Below are 19,246 nucleotides of genomic sequence, written 5' to 3'. Positions count from 1 at the left end.
AAGAAAGAAAAGAGGAAAATGGGAATGTCAAATTGGGACACTAAATTTTTGAAAAAAGGTTATACCTTCGATGATGTATTGCTCATTCCAGCTGAAAGTCATGTATTACCAAACGATGCAGATCTTCGTACAAAATTGGCGGATAACCTTGTGTTGAATATCCCAATCATCACAGCTGCGATGGATACAGTTACTGAAAGCCAAATGGCTATTGCCATTGCCCGTGCTGGAGGACTTGGGGTTATTCATAAAAATATGTCCATTGCCCAACAAGCAGATGAAGTTCGTAAAGTAAAACGCTCTGAAAACGGCGTTATTATTGACCCATTTTTCTTAACACCTGAACATACCATTGCTGAAGCCGATGAACTTATGGGACGTTACCGGATCAGTGGTGTACCTGTGGTTGAAACCATGGAAAACCGTAAACTAGTAGGGATCTTGACCAACCGTGACCTACGCTTTATTTCTGATTATAATCAACCGATTTCCAACCATATGACCAGCGAGAATCTTGTGACTGCACCAGTTGGTACAGATTTAGAAACAGCTGAACGGATCCTTCAAGAACACCGTATTGAAAAATTACCATTGGTGGATGAAAATGGTCGTTTGTCAGGTTTGATTACCATTAAGGATATTGAAAAAGTTATTGAGTTTCCAAATGCAGCGAAAGACGAATTTGGTCGTCTTTTAGTAGCAGGTGCTGTCGGAGTTACATCTGACACTTTTGAGCGTGCGGAAGCATTGTTTGAAGCTGGTGCGGATGCTATTGTTATCGATACAGCCCATGGTCATTCTGCAGGTGTTCTTCGTAAAATCGCTGAAATTCGTGCTCATTTTCCAGATCGCACCTTGATTGCAGGTAATATTGCTACAGCTGAGGGAGCACGTGCTCTCTATGATGCAGGTGTTGACGTGGTTAAGGTAGGGATTGGACCTGGTTCAATCTGTACAACTCGTGTGATTGCTGGGGTCGGAGTTCCTCAAGTTACAGCGATCTATGACGCAGCTGCTGTTGCGCGTGAATATGGAAAAACAATCATTGCTGATGGTGGGATCAAGTATTCTGGAGATATTGTAAAAGCCCTTGCAGCTGGTGGTCATGCAGTCATGCTTGGATCTATGTTTGCAGGAACAGATGAAGCACCAGGTGAAACTGAAATCTTCCAAGGACGTAAGTTCAAGACTTATCGTGGTATGGGATCTATTGCAGCCATGAAGAAAGGTTCAAGCGACCGCTACTTCCAAGGTTCTGTTAATGAAGCCAACAAATTGGTTCCAGAAGGAATCGAAGGTCGGGTTGCTTATAAGGGTTCAGCAGCCGATATCGTCTTCCAAATGATTGGTGGTATCCGTTCTGGTATGGGCTATGTTGGAGCTGCCAACCTTCAAGAATTGCATGAAAATGCACAATTTGTTGAAATGTCTGGGGCAGGGTTGAAAGAAAGCCACCCACACGATGTCCAAATTACCAATGAAGCACCAAACTACTCTGTTCAATAAAAAATAAAAGTGTGAAATCATAAGATTTCACACTTTTATTGTGTCAAAAAGTTGTCAATCAAAATTGACAACCTTGTTAATTATTCGTCAACGTGACCTGAGTGAATATTAAAGATTTTTAAGTCTTCAGGCAAGTCTTTTAGGTGATCTAAGGTAGTAGTTGTGATAAACGTTTGGATGTCACGAGAGATAACTTCTAGTAAATGTAGTTGACGATTGTTGTCAAGTTCACTCATAACATCGTCTAAGAGTAAAATCGGCTTTTCATTCGTCAGTGATTCAATTAATGAAATCTCCGCTAATTTTAAGGAAAGAACAACACTGCGGTGCTGACCTTGGCTACCAAAAGTTGCATTCATGTCATTGATGTAAAAGCTAATGTCATCTCGGTGAGGACCAACACTGGTTGTTTTTTTGATGAGATCCTTTGTCCGATTTTCTCGAAGTAATTTGATAAAAGTTGGGCGAAGTGTCTCTTCATCTTGAAAAGGAATGGAGGAATCATACCGAATAGATAGTTTTTCAGTTTGATTGGAAATTTCAAAATGTTTCTCTTGACCAAAGTCTTCTAATTTTTTAAGAAAATCTTTCCGATGGATGCAGACTCGGCTACCATAATCTGCTAATTGCTCATCCAAAACATCTAAAAAGGTTGGGTCTACGGTAGTTGCCGTTTTTAAGTAACTGTTTCGCTGCTTTAAAACATGATGATAGGCTGTTAAATCTGATAGATAGACGGGTTTCATCTGGCCTAAATCAATATCAATAAACTTGCGACGAAGAGCGGGTGAGCCTTTAACAAGTTGTAAATCCTCTGGAGCAAAGAGAACCACATTCATGTTACCGATATAGGTTGATAACTTGCTTTGTTTTAAGTAGTTCACTTTAGTGACTCGTCCTTTTGAGGATAAGGAAATTTCTAAAGGGATTGAGCCGGTTTTTTTTTCTAAGATCCCTGAAACAGTAAATTGTTCCTCTTGAAAATGAATTAAATCTTTATCGGAACGGGTCCGATGGCTGCGGGTCAAGGCTAAAAAGTAGATGGATTCGAGGAGATTGGTTTTTCCTTGAGCATTTTGGCCTAAGAAAATATTCAAACCAGAGTGGAATTGAAGATCTACTTCTTTATAATTTCGAAATTTCTGAATGTGTATGGATTTAAGCCACATATTATGTTCCTGGGAAACGAACAGGCTTCCGCTTATTCTCTTCTTTTTTAGGTTTAGAATCTTTTTTTTGTTTTTGTTCTTTGTTTAATTTCTTCACTAATTGAGCAACGCGTTCTTTTTCCAGCTTGTCCGCTTGATAGTCTTCAATCTCTTCTGGACTAGGTTCTGTCAGTGTTATGACTTCCTTCTCACCAATTACTTCGATTGTATCTCCCACTCGTAACTTACGTCCTCTTCTGGTTTCCACTTCTCCATTGACCTCTACTTGATTTTCGTGTAAAAAGGCTTTGATAGCTCCACCGCTTTGGATGATTCCCAGTTCTTTAAATAGGGCTTGTAGTGTGATAAATTCATCAAAAAGTTTATAGTTCATAGTTCACCTCAATGATAGTTATTATACCACAAAAGGATGAAAAACCTAAAATAGGGCGAGTCAGTGTAAACGTTTTTTAATCTGTCTGGGAAAGATTTTACTGGGATTTCATGATATAATGAAGAGTAATATTTGTTAGAACGAGGATGACGATGGAATTAGTTACTGGTGTTCGAATCCATTTTATGAAATCAGAAAAATTTAAGACCAATGAGATAAAAGTGCGGTTCTCGGCCCCTCTTTCTGAAGAAACAATAGCAGGACGAGTTCTAGCCTCACGCATGATCGAAACAGCCAATCAACTTTACCCAACTTCACAGAAATTTAGAGAGCAGTTGGCGAACTTGTATGGAGCAAATTTTTCTACTTCTGTTTCAAAACGCGGTCAAATGCACTACATTGATATTAATTTATCTTATGTCCGTGATGCTTTTTTGAGCAAGAAAAATGTCTTGACAGATCAGATGTTGGATTTATTAAAGGTATCTCTGAATGCTCCTCTTGCAGAAAACGGGTGCTTTCATTCAGAAACTTTTTCAGTAGAGAAAAAAAATCTCGTTACAGAACTAGAAGCAGAAATTGAAAATCATTTTTATTATGCTCACCAACAATTGAATCGTTTGTTTTATGATCAAGCTGATATGAAACTAAGTAAGTATGGAAGTGTCCAGCAGATTCAGAATGAGGATGAAGGGTCAGCTTATCAAGCATTTCAAGAAATGCTTCAAACAAATCTGATTGACTTTTTCTTTATGGGTGATTTCAATGAACTAGCGGTCATTGAAAAGATTAGTGAATTTGGTTTACAACCTCGTAAATCTCATGTCAATCTTTTTTATGCCCAATCTTTTTCAAACGTTATCAGAGAAGGACTCGAGCAAAGAGATACTCATCAATCTATTTTAGAGTTAGGTTATCATTTTCCTGTTCAGTATGGAGAGAAAGAGCATTTTGCTTTGATTGTTTTAAATGGTTTACTGGGGGCTTTCTCTCATTCAAAATTGTTTACAGTCATTCGAGAAAAAGAAGGGTTGGCTTATACCATCTCTAGCCATTTTGATATTTTTTCTCATTTTATGCGGATCTATGCGGGGATTGATCGAAAAAATCGAACCCGGACCATGACCCTGATGAGCCGTCAAGTGAGTGACTTGAAGAGAGGGAAGTTTACAAGTGAAGAGCTGCGCTTGACAAAAGAAATGATTATAAATGCTGCAAAATTGTCGCAGGATCGACCTGGCACCTTGATTGAAAGAGCTTATTTACACTCTATTTTAGGAAAACAGTTCTTGTCAATTGATGATTGGATCCAAGCTATTCAACTGGTGACGAAAGAAGAAATTATGACTGTTGCCAAATCACTCAAATTACAAGCGGTCTATTTTATGGAAGGAAGAGAATGATAAAGAAAGATTTGGAGAAAATAGATTATCCAGCTGTTGGAGAATGTGTTTATCAGACAAGTCTCCAAAATGGATTGAAGTTATATTTAATTCCAAAAGCGGATTTTAATGAAAGCTATGCAATCATTTCTACTAAATTCGGTTCTATTGACACAAGATTTACATTAGATGGAGTAGAAGGAATAAAAGAATTTCCAGCAGGGATTGCACATTTTCTTGAACATAAATTATTTGAAGATCAAGACGGTCAAGATTATTTACAGCATTTTGTAAGGCTGGGAGCTGAAAGTAATGCCTTTACTAGCTTTACACAAACTAGCTATCTCTTTTCGACCACCTCGAATGTCAATGAAAATCTGAGATTGTTACTGGAGATGACACAATCTCTTCATCTCTCAAAGGATTCTCTAAAGAAGGAACAATTGATTATTCAACAAGAAATCGAAATGTACCAAGATAGTCCTGACTATCAATTATTCTTTAGGGCGCTGGCGAATCTCTATCCAGATACACCATTGGCCCAAGATATTGCAGGTACTACAGCTTCTCTCTCTCAAATTGATGAAGAGAGTTTACAGGATAATTTCGATTTATTCTACCAACCATCCAACATGCATCTAGTAGTTGTCGGAAATTTTGATCTTGACAGTCTTGTGAACCTTGTTTCTGAATTTGAGATGAAAACTTCTTCAAATCCTCTTCCTCACATTTCACCTGTAGACTTAAATCCAGTTGTTCAAAATGAGACAAGTCGGATGGAAGTTGCTTCACCAAAATTAGCAATTGGAATTCGTGGAAGAAATCAAATTCCTCCTATGTACCAGTATCGCTACAAGATTATCCTCAAATTATTGTTTGCAATGATGTTTGGGTGGACATCCAAACGATTTCAGTCGCTTTATGAAGTTGGTAAACTTGACAACTCCTTGACATTAGAAATTGAAGTCGAGTCTTCGTTTCACTTTGTGATGTTAACGATGGATACTTCTGAACCTGTCAGTATATCCCATCAGTTCAGAACTGCCATAAAGAATTTTGAGAAAGATCCCGATGTGACTCAAGAGCATTTGGATACGATTAAAAGCGAAATGTTTGGTGATTTTTTACATGGTTTGAATTCCTTGGATTATATTGCTACTCAATTTAATCCAATTGAGACGGGTGAAAATCTATTTGACCTTCCAAAAATTTTACAAAGTATTTCTTTACAAGACGTTGTAAAGGTTGGGCGAGATTTTGTCAACGCTTGTGATATGACGGACTTTATCATTTTCCCTAAATAATGGGAAAAGAATGGAATGATGATTTTGTCGAATTAAATCGAGGTCGGCTTTGTCAATTAGATGTAAACTATTATGTAAACTAGTAAGGAGACTAGAATGAAAAAAGAAAATATTCCTAATGCCTTAACACTGATTCGAATTGTGTTTATTCCCATTTTTATTTTGATGCTAATATTTGGCAAAAGTTATGGCTGGCATGTAGCAGCAGCTATCGTATTTGCGGTTGCAAGTATAACCGATTATTTAGACGGTTATCTAGCTCGTAAATGGGAAGTTGTTAGTAACTTTGGAAAATTTGCAGATCCCATGGCTGATAAGCTTCTTGTCATGTCTGCCTTTATCATGATGATTGAATTAAGGATGGTTCCGGCTTGGATTACGGCAGTTATTATTTGCCGTGAATTAGCTGTTACTGGCCTCCGTCTGTTATTGGTTGAAACAGGAGGAGTTGTTTTGCCAGCAGCTATGCCTGGAAAAATTAAAACCTTCTCACAAATGTTTTCCATTATTTTCCTTCTCTTTCATTGGGATTTATTGGGCAAATTGACGCTTTATGTTGCGCTAATCTTTACAGTCTACTCTGGATATGAATACTTTAAAGGCAGTGCCTACCTCTTTAAAGATACCTTTAGATAAATGAATAATATTATAGAAGTTCGAAATCTTACATTTAAATACCAAAAAACAGATGAGAACCATCAGTTAAATGATATTTCGTTTCACGTGAAACATGGTGAATGGTTATCCATTATCGGACATAACGGAAGTGGTAAATCAACAGTGGTTCGTTTGATTGATGGCTTGTTGGAACCCGAATCGGGTGAAATCTATATCTCTGGAGATTTGCTAACTCCTGAAAACGTTTGGGATAAACGTAGTGAGATTGGTATGGTTTTTCAGAATCCGGATAACCAGTTTGTTGGAGCTACTGTAGAAGATGATGTGGCGTTTGGATTAGAAAATCAAGGGATTCCAAGAGATGAGATGGTTCAACGAGTAGATGAAGCTTTGAAAATGGTTCGCATGGATGAGTTTAAGGATCGAGAACCAGCTAGGTTATCCGGTGGACAAAAGCAACGGGTTGCGATAGCAGGAATTATTGCTTTACGACCTAAAATCATTATTTTAGATGAAGCGACCAGCATGTTGGATCCTGAGGGGCGCTTGGAACTGATTCGTACGGTTCGAGAAGTTAAAGAACGATACGGTTTAACGGTTATTTCTATTACCCATGATTTAGAGGAAGTTTCCCTAAGTGATCGGGTTATTCTCTTTGAAAAAGGGAAAGCGACCTTGGATCTGACTCCAAGAGAACTCTTTTCTCGAGATGATTTAGATGAAATTGGATTAGAAGAACCTTTCGCGAATCGATTGCGAAGCATTTTACATCAAAAAGGTTTTCCAGTCGGAGAAACCTATCAGACTGAAGGAGAGCTAGAAAAACTATTATGGGAATTGCTTTAAAACAGCTTAGTTATACCTATCAAGAAGGAACTCCATTTGAAGGAGCGGCTCTTTTTGATGTGAATATGGAAATCCCAAGCGGTTCTTATACAGCCCTAATTGGGCATACTGGAAGTGGAAAATCAACCATTCTCCAATTATTAAATGGTCTACTTTTACCCAGTCGAGGGGAAGTGCAAATGAATGATTTACACATTGATTCTGAGTCCTCTCAAAAAGAGTTAAAGAACCTTCGGAAGAAAGTTGGTCTTGTTTTTCAATTTCCAGAAAGTCAACTTTTTGCTGAGACTGTGGTAAAAGATGTCGCTTTTGGTCCTCAAAATTTTGGAGTAGACCAAGAGTCAGCTGAAAGCATTGCCAAGGAGAAATTGACTTTAGTCGGTCTTTCTGAAGAGTTGTTTGAACGGAGTCCCTTTGAATTATCTGGAGGACAAATGAGACGGGTTGCTATTGCAGGCATTTTAGCGATGGAACCTGAAATTTTGGTACTGGATGAGCCGACAGCTGGCTTGGATCCCTCAGGCAGACGGGAATTAATGAAGCTATTTGCGTCACTTCATCAAGCTGGCATGACCATCGTTCTTGTTAGTCATTCTATGGAAGATGTGGCAGAATACGCAAATCTTGTTTATGTTTTGGAAAAAGGACGAATTGTGAGGTCTGGGCACCCAAGGGACGTATTTCAGGATGTAGAAGGGTTAGAAAATATTCAATTAGGTGTACCTAAAGTGACGAAATTTGCTTGGCGTTTACGTCAAAAAGGACTATCTTTGCCAATTTTACCAATCACTTTACAGGAGTTTAAGGAGTTAATTGGACATGAATAGTATGATTTTAGGACGATATGTACCAGGTAATTCCATTCTCCATCGTATGGATCCAAGAGCAAAGTTACTGGGACTTTTCTTATTAATTGTTATTTTGTTTTGGGCTAATAATGTGATGACAAATGCCCTGTTATTTTTATTGGCCCTTGCTTTGATTTTGATTGCTAAAATCCCCTTTCGTTTTTTTATTAATGGCTTGAAATCTATGGTCTTTATCATCGCATTCACCACCCTCTTTCAGTTGTTTGCGACGACTGGTGGTAAGACTTTATTTCAATTTTATTTTTTGACTGTAACGGATAAAGGTCTTGCGCAAGCTGGTGTGATCTTTTGTCGTTTTATTCTCATTGTTGTATTTTCAACGATTTTAACGCTGACAACCACACCCTTAAGCTTAGCAGATGCAGTAGAAAAATTGTTAACTCCTTTTAAAATGATCAAAGTTCCTGCTCATGAAATTGGGCTCATGTTGTCTATGAGCCTCCGTTTTGTTCCCACTCTGATGGATGATACAATTCGCATTATGAATGCACAGAGAGCTAGAGGGGTTGATTTTGGAGAAGGAAATCTCCTTCAGAAAATCCGCTCTTTTATACCGATTTTAATTCCCTTGTTTGCATCAAGTTTTAAACGTGCAGATGCTCTTGCAATTGCCATGGAAGCAAGAGGTTATAAAAGTGGAGAGGGAAGAAGCCGATACAGGCAGTTAAAATGGCAAGCCTTAGATAGTATAGCTATTCTATCTATAGTGGCAGTTGGTGCTATCATTTTTTGGTTAAAATATTAGAATACCACCACTACATATAGGGTGTTTTTTCTAAAAAGATGAAGAAAAACGCTATTTATAGCGTTTTTTGCATGAAAAATACATGTTTTTGTAACCTTTGTAACATAAAATATAACTAACTGTAACATTTAATGTGTAAGATAGTATTATGTTCGAAAGGAGAATGTATTGATGAACACAAAAAAAGTCCAATGGACATTAACTTCTATTATCTCAGCTCTTTCACTTTTTGTTACTGGTGTGGTAGTGAATGCTGAAACATACGAAGTAAAAAATGGTGATACTTTATCAGAAATTGCGATTAAGAATAACACTACTATCGAAAAGCTTGTTGAATTGAATCAAATCAGCAATCAAGATTTGATCCATGCTGGTCAAATTATTGAGTTGGGTGAACGTTCAAACTCATTGATCAACAAAGTAAATACTGCCAAAGCAAGTCAGGAACCAGTAGCTGGAGCTTCTACAAATCAAGTTGCAGCAGAAACAACAACTAATGCTACTTATAATGCGGCACCAGTTGTTACGAATTCTGGAAATGGGATTGTACTTGCAAATGGAAATACTGCTGGAGAAACTGGATCTTATGCAGCAGCTCGAATGGCTGAAATGACAGGGGTTCCTGCATCAACTTGGGAAGCAATTATTGCCCGCGAATCAAATGGTCAAGTGAACGCAGCAAACCCATCTGGGGCTAGTGGTCTTTTCCAAACAATGCCAGGTTGGGGTTCAACTGCTACAGTTGATGATCAAATCCAAGCAGCTTATAATGCCTATTCAAACCAAGGACTTTCAGCTTGGGGATACTAAAAAAGAGGGGGAACCCTCTTTTTATTTTGTTTCTTATCTTGACAAGTGCGGGAAAGAGTTGTAAAGAGGTACGATAGTATTCGTCAACCTTGATGACCGATGTGTAGTCTTACCCAAGCGTGATTTTATACAAAAAAGAGGTTTACAATTTTGTAAACCTCTTTTATCAACTTAAATGAGTGAGTAAATCTAGGGGAGAATCTATGATGGTATCAGGACTTTCCTCTTTTAATTGATTTAGAGGAGCAAAACCCCAACTGACTGCAATTGTATGAATGCCAATGGTTTTTCCTCCAATGATATCAAATTTAGTATCCCCAACGATACAAGCCTCATCTTTTGGAATTTCATGATCCAACAGTACACGCTGAATGATATCAGCTTTGTGCATGGATCCAGGGATAGAACCATAAATCCCTTCAAAGTAATCACTAATTCCTAGTAAATGGGCTATTTCAAGACTCACTTCCTGATTTTTAGAGGTGGTGATGAATAAGTGGAAACCCAATTCCTTTAATTGATGAAGGAGTTCTTTGATACCTGGGTAGAGGTAGGTTTGCTGTTGGCCGGTTTCTTTGTAATAGGTGCGATAGATTTCTACAGCTTTTGTAACAAGTTCTTTTGGAACATGGTTTGTAAATGTAACCTCGAGTGGAGGGCCCATAAAGGTTCGAATAGTCTCTTTATCAGGTGCAGGAACCCCCAGCAGGTTAAAAGTGTGTAGAAAGGTGGTCTCGATACCTTCGGAACTATCGACTAAGGTCCCATCCAAGTCGAAAAATATATACTTCATAGATTACTCTCCGAAAATTTCTTGTTGTAGTCGTTTCCCAGTTGGAGTAGTTGCCAGACCACCTTCAGCAGTTTCTCTAAAGGCAGTTGGTAGACTTGATCCGACCTGATACATAGCATCGATGACTTCATCAACAGGTATTTTGGATTCAATTCCTGCCAGGGCCATATCTGCCGCAATATATGCATAACTCGCTCCCATAGCGTTTCGTTTGACACAAGGAACCTCAACTAGTCCTGCAACAGGATCACAAATCAGGCCTAGCATATTTTTAATGACGAAACAAATAGCCTGGCTAGCTTGGTAGGGACTTCCTCCCGCTGCTAGCGTTAAAGCTGCTGCGCTCATAGCAGATGCTGACCCAACCTCTGCTTGACAACCTCCCTCGGCTCCAGAAATCGATGCATTGTTGGCAATAACCAGACCAAAGGCTCCAGCCGCTAATAAGAATTCCAATTGTTGGTGTTCATCTAAATGGAGTTTCTCAATCGCTGAAGTGAGAACAGCGGGTAAACAACCGGCCGATCCGGCTGTTGGAGTAGCACAGACCAAGCCCATTTTTGCATTGTGTTCGTTGACAGCGATAGCATTTTTGGCTGCAGTTAGGACAGTATAGTCAGAGAGGGCTTTTCCAGATTGAATATAGCGATCTAGTTTTGCAGCATCTCCTCCTGTCAAGCCACTTCGAGAAAGCTGATCATTGAGGCCTAAGTGGACAGATTCTTTCATCACCTCAAGATTACGTGTCATAAGAGTCAGAACTTCTTCTCGCTCACGGCCAGTTAGTTCAAACTCGGTAGCAATCATTAATTCTGCGACATTTCCTTCATAGTGGAGGGTCGCTTGCTCAACTAGTTCTGTAATTGAATAAAACATGGGGTCTCCTTATTGAAAGAAATTCACATTGTGTAAATGGGGAATTTGACGGATTAATTCAATCGCTTCGTCACAATTTCGAGAATCTACTTCAATGATCATAATAGCCTTTTCACCAGCTTTTTCGCGGGTTACGTTCATTTGGGCGATATTGATATCATAGCGGGAAAGGGCTTCTGTAACATGGGCAATCATCCCAGGAACGTCTTGGTGAACGATAATAATAGTTGGGGTGTTCATGTTCAGTGAAATTGCGAAGCCATTTAACTCAGTTACCTGAATATTCCCCCCACCAATAGAAATTCCTGTGACGGAGATAGTTTTATGCTCATTTTTTACCGTGATGGTCGTCGTATTTGGATGAGGAGCATTACTCTCCTTTTGAATAGACCAAACGATTCGAATTCCTCTTTCATGTGCAATTTCAAGACTATTGGGAATTCTTGGATCATCTGTGTCCATGCCTAAAATACCAGCTACAAGGGCCAAATCTGTTCCGTGACCGCGATAGGTTTTGGCAAAGGAATTAAACAACTGAAATTCAACTTCTGTCGGATCCTCTCCAAAAATAGAAGAGACAATTTTTCCAATACGAACGGCTCCAGCAGTATGGCTACTAGAAGGTCCAATCATAACTGGTCCAATAATATCAAATACGGATTGGAATTTAAGCGAATTCATCAGTCTGCTCCTTAGGGTTTCTTTTCTTTCATTATAACAAATCTAGGTCTTGTTTTCTCCTATTTGAGAGGGAAATTTTGTTTTAAACTTAAAAGATACTTAAAACCATTTTATTTGAGGTGTTATTTATTCTCGCTAACACATTGTTGAAACATTTGACGTGATTTCATAAAATTTCCGAAACATTTCTTCTGTAAGATAGAGAGCATACAGAAAAGGAGTGTAAAACCATGAATAAAAAAATGTTTGTAAAACGTGTTATCGAACTTAGCTTATTATCAGGAATGTTTATTCCTGTCCTCGCCAGTGCAGAATCTTACACTGTAAAGTCAGGGGATACCTTATCTGCTATCGCTAAGGAAAAGAACACCACTGTTGATGAAATTGCTAAGAAAAATAAGATTAGCAATGTAAATCTCATTACAGTTGGACAAGTTCTTGAGATTGAAGAAACTAGCTCAACTAAACAGACAACTGAGCAAGCTACCACCAGTAAAGTTGACACTACACAAGCAACAACGACGGGTTCTGCATCAAATGGCTTGAGTGCAGAGGATGCTGCGGCTAAAGAATGGATTGCTCAGAAAGAATCAAGCGGCAGTTATACAGCACAAAATGGCCAATATTATGGTCGATATCAGTTAACAATCACGTATTTAAATGGAGATTTATCACCTGAAAATCAGGAGAAAGTAGCCAATCAATATGTCGTTAACCGCTATGGATCATGGTCTGCAGCTAAAAACTTCTGGTTGACCAATGGTTGGTATTAAAGTACATGAAAGAGTTCAGCAATTGGACTTTTTTTTGATTTACAGAGCTGTAAACGTAGATAAAATAGTAAATAAGAAGAATGGCAAGATGCTTGTTTTCTACTATAAAGCGTGTTACAATTGATAATGCTCAAAACGACCTTCAATCGTTGAAGCAAACCACGACCTTCAATCGTGAGAAACGAAAAGATGGGAGAAATCTATGAGTGATAACTCGAACACACGTGTTGTTGTTGGAATGAGTGGTGGTGTCGATTCATCTGTAACGGCTTTGTTGTTAAAGCAACAGGGTTACGATGTCATTGGCATCTTCATGAAAAACTGGGACGACACAGACGAAAATGGGGTCTGTACAGCTACGGAAGATTACAAAGATGTAGCAGCAGTTGCAGACCAAATTGGCATTCCTTACTATTCTGTCAACTTTGAGAAAGAATACTGGGATCGCGTCTTTGAATACTTCCTTGCAGAATACCGTGCAGGCCGTACACCAAATCCGGATGTCATGTGTAACAAGGAAATCAAATTTAAGGCCTTCTTAGATTATGCCATGACTCTCGGTGCCGATTATGTAGCGACAGGGCATTATGCGCGCGTGGCACGAGATGAGGACGGCATTGTTCATATGCTACGTGGCGTTGACAATGGGAAGGATCAAACTTATTTCTTAAGCCAGTTGTCTCAGGAGCAACTTCAAAAAACCATGTTCCCATTGGGACATTTGGAAAAGCCTGAGGTTCGCCGTTTGGCAGAAGAGGCTGGATTGGCAACAGCTAAAAAGAAAGATTCCACTGGGATCTGCTTTATCGGTGAAAAGAATTTTAAAGAGTTTCTCAGTAACTACCTCCCTGCCCAGCCAGGCCGAATGATGACTGTAGATGGACGTGATATGGGCGAACATGCTGGTTTGATGTATTACACAATCGGTCAACGGGGTGGTCTTGGAATTGGTGGTCAACAAGGTGGGGACAATGCCCCATGGTTTGTAGTTGGTAAAGATCTGAGTCAAAATATTCTTTATGTCGGTCAAGGCTTCTATCATGAAGCACTCATGTCAACAAGTTTACAAGCTAGTCAAGTTCACTTTACACGAGATATGCCAGAAGAGTTTACACTAGAGTGTACAGCCAAGTTCCGCTATCGCCAGCCAGATTCCAAAGTGACGGTTCATGTCAAGGGTGACAAGGCTGAGGTTATTTTTGCAGAACCTCAACGGGCCATTACACCAGGTCAGGCTGTTGTCTTTTACGATGGTGAAGAGTGTCTCGGAGGTGGTTTGATTGACAATGCTTACCGGGATGGAGAAGTTTGTCAGTATATTTAAATTGACAAATTTTCTCAATTTGCTACAATAAGAAAAGCAATAGAAATGATGGTCAAAGCTCATGGATGTTGCAGGCTTTTTTGTCCTGCACTTCTCAGAGTTTTGACTATTTTTGTGTCGTTTCGAAAGGAAGTAACATGCAAGAACAGGATTTTCGGACCAAGTTGAATCAGACGGTTTTTGGTGTGAGAGCAACTGCTTTAATTGTAGAAAATGGTCGATTGTTAGTTATAGAAGACAAGGATGGTTTCTATACAATCGGTGGCGCTCTTCAAGTGAATGAAGCTACAGAAGATGCTGTGGTTCGGGAAGTCAAAGAAGAACTTGGCGTTGCTTCTAGAGCTGGTCAGCTAGCTTTCATTGTTGAAAATCGCTTTAATCAAGCTGGAATCCACTACCATAATATTGAATTTCATTATTTGGTGGACTTGCTGGAAGATGCCCCTTTAACCATGCAGGAAGATACAAAGTCCTTACCTTGCCGGTGGCTTGCTATAGAGGCCTTATCTACTGTTGACCTGAAGCCGGCATTTTTAAAAACGGCCTTACCAGATTGGAACGGACAATTACAACACATACAGCTGGAGAAATAGGAGAAAAGATGACTTATAATTTTATAGAAGAATACGATATTATTGTAATCGGAGCAGGACATGCGGGTGTAGAAGCCTCACTTGCTGCGAGCCGGATGGGTTGTAAAGTTCTACTTGCAACCATCAATATAGAAATGTTGGCGTTTTTGCCTTGTAATCCTTCGATTGGTGGTTCTGCAAAAGGGATTGTGGTCCGTGAGGTAGATGCCCTCGGTGGAGAGATGGCCAAGAATATTGACAAGTCCTACATTCAAATGAAGATGTTGAATACAGGAAAGGGTCCAGCAGTCCGTGCGCTTCGTGCCCAAGCGGATAAGGAACTTTATTCTAAGGAAATGCGTAAGACGGTTGAGAACCAAGAAAATCTGACTCTTCGCCAATCAGTTATTGATGAGATCATCGTCGAAGACGGGAAGGTCAGAGGAGTTGTAACAGCGACTCATCAAGCCTATGGAGCCAAGGCTGTTATTGTCACGACAGGGACAGCTCTCAGAGGAGAAATTATTATCGGGGATCTCAAGTATTCGTCAGGACCAAATCACAGCCTTGCTTCGATTAAACTGGCTGATAATTTAAGAGACCTAGGACTTGAAATTGGTCGTTTCAAAACAGGAACGCCTCCTCGTGTCAAGGCATCGTCAATCAATTATGAAGAAACGGAAATTCAACCTGGTGATGAAAATCCAAATCACTTTTCTTACAATTCGCGTGACGAGGATTATTTAAAGGATCAAATCCCTTGTTGGCTCACCTATACCAATAGTCAAAGCCATGAGATTATCAACAGCAATTTACACCGGGCCCCTATGTTTACAGGTGTTGTAAAGGGTGTTGGTCCTCGTTATTGTCCATCTATTGAAGATAAGATTGTTCGCTTTGCTGACAAGGAACGTCACCAACTTTTCCTAGAACCAGAAGGACGCAATACAGAAGAAGTATATGTCCAAGGCTTGTCAACCAGTTTACCAGAAGACGTGCAAAGAGAACTAGTTCATTCAATTAAGGGGCTAGAAAATGCTGAGATGATGCGTACCGGTTATGCAATTGAGTACGATATGGTTCTTCCACATCAGTTACGAGCAACTTTAGAAACAAAGAAAATATCAGGTCTCTTTACAGCGGGCCAAACTAATGGAACATCTGGCTACGAGGAAGCTGCTGGCCAAGGAATTGTAGCAGGGATTAATGCTGCGCTGAAAATCCAAGGAAAACCAGAGCTCATCTTGAAACGAAGTGATGGCTATATTGGGGTCATGATCGATGACTTGGTGACCAAAGGAACAGTTGAGCCCTATCGACTGTTAACCAGTCGTGCTGAGTATCGTTTGATTCTTCGTCATGATAATGCAGATATGCGCTTAACAGAAATCGGTCGCGAGGTTGGTCTAGTTGATGACGAACGTTGGGTACGTTTTGAAACCAAGAAGTATCAGTTTGAAAATGAAATGAAGCGCCTTGACAGTATCAAGCTAAAACCTGTAAAGGAAACGAACGAGAAGGTGGCAGCGCTAGGCTTTAAACCATTGACAGATGCTGTCACAGCCAAAGAATTCTTGAGAAGACCAGAAGTATCTTATCAAGATGTTGTCAACTTTATCGGACCAGCTGCTGAGGAGCTAGATGATAAGATTATCGAGTTGATCGAAACTGAAATTAAGTACGAGGGTTATATCTCAAAAGCTTTAGATCAGGTTGAAAAAATGAAGCGAATGGAAGAAAAACGAATTCCTGCCAATATTGACTGGGATGATATTGACTCCATCGCAACAGAAGCTCGTCAAAAGTTCAAACTGATTAATCCAGAGACCATTGGTCAAGCTAGTCGGATTTCAGGTGTCAACCCAGCCGACATTTCTATCTTGATGGTTTATCTTGAAGGCAAGAGTCGGAGCATTTCTAAGAATCAAGAAAAAGAATCCTAACTTATTAGGATGTAAATATGTGGAAGAGGTAGCCAAATAGCTACTTCTTTTCTCGTTTTACTGTATATTTACAATAGTGTAAATATGCTTTACACCGTTTGACAAATGAGCGACCGGACCTTGATCGCTGTCAGCTTTTTCTTTGGTGGAAAGGCTTGACGGGCCTCGCTTTTTCTTATGTTTTATGGTATAATGACCCAACAGAGGTTTATGATGAAAAAATTTCGTATGACGCCTATCCATTATTGTATGGTAGGTTTGTTAGCATTTATTGTATTAGCCATTAGTTCCAGATTATTGGGTGGTACAATTGCAAATTTATTTGTGATTCTGTTGATTCTTTCCGGTGTCATCTATCTCTTTCTTCATCAATTAAAGCAAGTAGAATTGGATGAGCTAGAACAAATTCAATATGTCAATCATCAGGCTGAAAATGGGTTGGCCTCGCTACTGGATAAAATGCCAGTTGGTGTAATCAAGGTAAACGGTGAAACCAATGAAGTTGAGTGGTTCAATCCTTATGCGGAGTTGATTTTCTCTACTGAGGATGGGCAATTCGATGTGGAATACCTGCAACAAGTGTTGGCGATTCCTTTTGAAGGGAAAGGCCATTATGCAACCATTGGAGATAAGAAATATTCTGTTTATCTAGATTCCCAGGCCAGTGTCGTTTATTTTTTTGATGCGTCTAGTGAGTATGAGGCCAACGTCGGTCTTGTAACGACTAGGCCGGTCATCGGGATTATGTCCGTAGACAACTATGATGATTTAGAAGATGTTGTGTCTGATTCAGATATCAGTAGTATCAATGGTTTTATTGCAAACTTTGTTGAAGAATTTTCGGAAAAATACCATATGTTTTACCGAAGAGTCGGGATGGATCGCTTTTATCTTTTTACCGACTATACCGTTCTTGAACAATTAATCGAATCCAAATTTTCTATTATTGACCAATTCCGTGAGGAAGCGAAAAATCGTGAATTACCCATTACGGTAAGTATGGGATTCTCATACGGAGATGGCAATCATGATGAAATTGGTAGAGTTGCTTTATCGAATCTAAACTTAGCTGAGGTTCGAGGGGGTGACCAAGCGGTTGTAAAAGAAAAAGAAGAAGGTAAGGATCCTATTTTCTTTGGAGGGGGGACAGCTTCTTCTATCAAGCGCACCCGTACACGTACTCGTGCGATGATGACAGCTATTTCTGAAAAATTTAAATCGGTTGATCAGGTATTTGTTGTTGGCCACAAAAAATTAGACATGGATGCTTTGGGGGCATCGATTGGGATGCAATTATTTGCAAACAATATCAACGAACGCTCTTATGCTGTTTATGATGATAGGTCTATGGCTCAGGATATCAAACGAGCGGTTGAAAAAATTCAATCAGATGGAGCGACTAAACTAGTAACGGTTTCAGATGCTCTACGGATGGTAACCGATCAATCCCTTTTGATTATGGTAGACCATTCGAAGACAGCTCTCACGCTTTCAAATGATTTGTATGAGAAGTTTCACCAAGTCATTGTCATTGACCACCATAGACGGGATGAAGATTTCCCTGAAAATGCCATGATCACTTATATTGAAAGTGGCGCAAGTAGTGCCAGTGAGTTGGTTACGGAATTGCTTCAGTTCCAGAATTCTAAGAAGAACCGCTTGAATAAGATTCAAGCCAGTGTTTTGATGGCTGGAATTATGTTGGATACCAAGAGTTTCTCTGTTCGCGTAACGAGCCGTACATTTGATGTAGCTAGTTATTTACGAAGCCGAGGTAGTGATAGTGTCCTCATTCAGGAAATTTCAGCTATTAACTTCGATGAGTACCGCGAAGTTAATGAATTGATCCTAAATGGTCAATTAGTTTTCCCACATATTATTGTGGCAACAGGCGCAGCAGATGTTCCTTATGGAACGGTTACCATTAGTAAAGCAGCCGATAGTATGTTGGCCATGTCTAAAATTGAGGCGACCTTTGTCATTGCTCTGAATGAACAAGGAAGCATTTCCATTTCAGCTCGAAGCAGAAGCAAAGTCAACGTGCAAAAAATTATGGAGCAAATGGGAGGCGGAGGCCACTTTAATTCGGCGGCTTCTCAATTGGAAGATGTAACCATCGATCAAGTTCGTACCCAATTGATTGACTGTATTCAAGAAGAGGTCCAAAAGGATAAGGAGGAAGAAGAATGAAAGTTATCTTTTTAGCAGATGTAAAAGGAAAAGGAAAAAAAGGGGAAATTAAAGAAGTCCCAACAGGTTATGCTCAAAACTTTTTGATCAAAAAGAATTTAGCCAAAGAAGCTAACGCCCAAGCGATTGGGGAGCTTCGTGGTAAGCAAAAATCTGAAGAAAAAGCCCATGCGGAATTAGTCGCAGAAGCGAAAAACATTCAAGCGAAATTAGCAGAAGAAACGACCGTTGTCCAATTTACAGAAAAAATTGGTCCTGATGGACGTACATTCGGTTCGATTACCAATAAAAAAATTGCAGAAGAACTACAAAAACAATTTGGAATCAAAATCGACAAGCGTCACATTCAAGTGGCTTCTCCAATTCGCTCTGTCGGCTTGATTGATGTGCCTGTTAAAATTTATCAGGATATTACAGGTATTATCCAAATTCGGGTAAACGAAGGTTAAGTAAATCGTTAGAAAGGATTGAC

General features: G+C 39.5%; 19 protein-coding genes. 14 read left to right on the top strand and 5 right to left on the bottom strand.

Annotation, left to right across the window (positions count from 1 at the left end; translation table 11 throughout):
* The first annotated feature begins 24 nt into the window (after positions 1–24).
* Positions 25–1,506 (top strand): IMP dehydrogenase, encoded by a 1,482-nt coding sequence (gene guaB / locus EAI95_RS07315; protein ID WP_048789949.1) that lies wholly within the window; start codon positions 25–27, stop codon positions 1,504–1,506.
* Between the two features lie 80 nt (positions 1,507–1,586).
* On the opposite strand, the gene recF is transcribed toward guaB, so the two are convergent.
* Together recF and yaaA are read right to left on the bottom strand one after the other, a co-directional pair.
* Entirely contained in the window at positions 1,587–2,675 is a 1,089-nt protein-coding gene (gene recF / locus EAI95_RS07310; RefSeq protein ID WP_129822604.1) for a DNA replication/repair protein RecF, read from the bottom strand.
* A 1-nt stretch (position 2,676) separates the two neighbouring features.
* Complete coding sequence (gene yaaA, locus EAI95_RS07305) at positions 2,677–3,048, bottom strand: S4 domain-containing protein YaaA (protein WP_048691002.1); 372 nt, start codon at positions 3,046–3,048, stop codon at positions 2,677–2,679.
* A gap of 152 nt (positions 3,049–3,200) precedes the next feature.
* Between yaaA and EAI95_RS07300 the strand changes: the two genes are divergently transcribed.
* The 7 genes from EAI95_RS07300 (at position 3,201) to EAI95_RS07270 (ending at position 9,622) form a co-directional block, all read left to right on the top strand.
* Entirely contained in the window at positions 3,201–4,451 is a 1,251-nt protein-coding gene (locus tag EAI95_RS07300; RefSeq protein ID WP_129822603.1) for a pitrilysin family protein, read from the top strand.
* Positions 4,448–5,734 (top strand): pitrilysin family protein, encoded by a 1,287-nt coding sequence (locus tag EAI95_RS07295; RefSeq protein WP_129822602.1) that lies wholly within the window; start codon positions 4,448–4,450, stop codon positions 5,732–5,734. The genes EAI95_RS07300 and EAI95_RS07295 overlap by 4 nt, the downstream gene beginning before the upstream one ends.
* A gap of 96 nt (positions 5,735–5,830) precedes the next feature.
* Positions 5,831–6,370: a CDP-diacylglycerol--glycerol-3-phosphate 3-phosphatidyltransferase gene (gene pgsA, locus EAI95_RS07290; protein WP_120701446.1), complete on the top strand. Its 540-nt coding sequence runs from the start codon at positions 5,831–5,833 to the stop codon at positions 6,368–6,370.
* A complete protein-coding gene (locus tag EAI95_RS07285) occupies positions 6,371–7,198 on the top strand; it encodes an energy-coupling factor ABC transporter ATP-binding protein (protein ID WP_023024787.1) in 828 nt (275 codons plus the stop codon).
* Positions 7,183–8,025: an energy-coupling factor transporter ATPase gene (locus EAI95_RS07280; RefSeq protein WP_023024785.1), complete on the top strand. Its 843-nt coding sequence runs from the start codon at positions 7,183–7,185 to the stop codon at positions 8,023–8,025. Before EAI95_RS07285 ends, EAI95_RS07280 begins: the two co-directional genes overlap by 16 nt.
* A complete protein-coding gene (locus EAI95_RS07275) occupies positions 8,018–8,812 on the top strand; it encodes an energy-coupling factor transporter transmembrane protein EcfT (RefSeq protein WP_120701447.1) in 795 nt (264 codons plus the stop codon). Before EAI95_RS07280 ends, EAI95_RS07275 begins: the two co-directional genes overlap by 8 nt.
* Before the next feature lie 171 nt (positions 8,813–8,983).
* On the top strand, positions 8,984–9,622 hold the full coding sequence (locus EAI95_RS07270) for a LysM peptidoglycan-binding domain-containing protein (protein WP_123159942.1): 639 nt from the start codon (positions 8,984–8,986) through the stop codon (positions 9,620–9,622).
* A 166-nt stretch (positions 9,623–9,788) separates the two neighbouring features.
* Here the strand turns inward: EAI95_RS07270 and EAI95_RS07265 are convergent, their stop codons facing one another.
* Genes EAI95_RS07265 through sdaAB form a run of 3 tightly spaced genes read right to left on the bottom strand, consistent with a single transcriptional unit; the run spans position 9,789 to position 11,972 of the window.
* Complete coding sequence (locus EAI95_RS07265) at positions 9,789–10,415, bottom strand: HAD hydrolase-like protein (RefSeq protein ID WP_023027419.1); 627 nt, start codon at positions 10,413–10,415, stop codon at positions 9,789–9,791.
* 3 nt (positions 10,416–10,418) lie between these two features.
* On the bottom strand, positions 10,419–11,291 hold the full coding sequence (sdaAA, locus tag EAI95_RS07260; protein WP_023024777.1) for an L-serine ammonia-lyase, iron-sulfur-dependent, subunit alpha: 873 nt from the start codon (positions 11,289–11,291) through the stop codon (positions 10,419–10,421).
* 9 nt (positions 11,292–11,300) lie between these two features.
* Entirely contained in the window at positions 11,301–11,972 is a 672-nt protein-coding gene (gene sdaAB, locus EAI95_RS07255; protein WP_023024775.1) for an L-serine ammonia-lyase, iron-sulfur-dependent subunit beta, read from the bottom strand.
* A 230-nt stretch (positions 11,973–12,202) separates the two neighbouring features.
* Between sdaAB and EAI95_RS07250 the strand changes: the two genes are divergently transcribed.
* The 6 genes from EAI95_RS07250 (at position 12,203) to rplI (ending at position 19,223) form a co-directional block, all read left to right on the top strand.
* Positions 12,203–12,745 (top strand): LysM peptidoglycan-binding domain-containing protein, encoded by a 543-nt coding sequence (locus EAI95_RS07250; protein ID WP_023027418.1) that lies wholly within the window; start codon positions 12,203–12,205, stop codon positions 12,743–12,745.
* A 202-nt stretch (positions 12,746–12,947) separates the two neighbouring features.
* Complete coding sequence (gene mnmA / locus EAI95_RS07245; RefSeq protein ID WP_023027417.1) at positions 12,948–14,069, top strand: tRNA 2-thiouridine(34) synthase MnmA; 1,122 nt, start codon at positions 12,948–12,950, stop codon at positions 14,067–14,069.
* Positions 14,070–14,206: 137 nt separating this feature from the next.
* Complete coding sequence (locus EAI95_RS07240) at positions 14,207–14,662, top strand: NUDIX hydrolase (protein ID WP_123159939.1); 456 nt, start codon at positions 14,207–14,209, stop codon at positions 14,660–14,662.
* A gap of 8 nt (positions 14,663–14,670) precedes the next feature.
* Positions 14,671–16,584 carry a tRNA uridine-5-carboxymethylaminomethyl(34) synthesis enzyme MnmG gene (gene mnmG, locus EAI95_RS07235; protein ID WP_129822601.1) on the top strand — a complete coding sequence of 638 codons (1,914 nt, stop codon included), beginning with the start codon at positions 14,671–14,673 and terminating at the stop codon, positions 16,582–16,584.
* 192 nt (positions 16,585–16,776) lie between these two features.
* Complete coding sequence (locus tag EAI95_RS07230; RefSeq protein WP_173018615.1) at positions 16,777–18,774, top strand: DHH family phosphoesterase; 1,998 nt, start codon at positions 16,777–16,779, stop codon at positions 18,772–18,774.
* Entirely contained in the window at positions 18,771–19,223 is a 453-nt protein-coding gene (rplI, locus tag EAI95_RS07225) for a 50S ribosomal protein L9 (RefSeq protein WP_048715073.1), read from the top strand. Before EAI95_RS07230 ends, rplI begins: the two co-directional genes overlap by 4 nt.
* The last annotated feature ends 23 nt before the right edge of the window (positions 19,224–19,246 follow it).

This window comes from Streptococcus sp. bf_0095 (assembly GCF_004166885.1).
Lineage (GTDB): Bacteria > Bacillota > Bacilli > Lactobacillales > Streptococcaceae > Streptococcus.
This window is presented reverse-complemented; position numbering and strand designations above follow the sequence as displayed.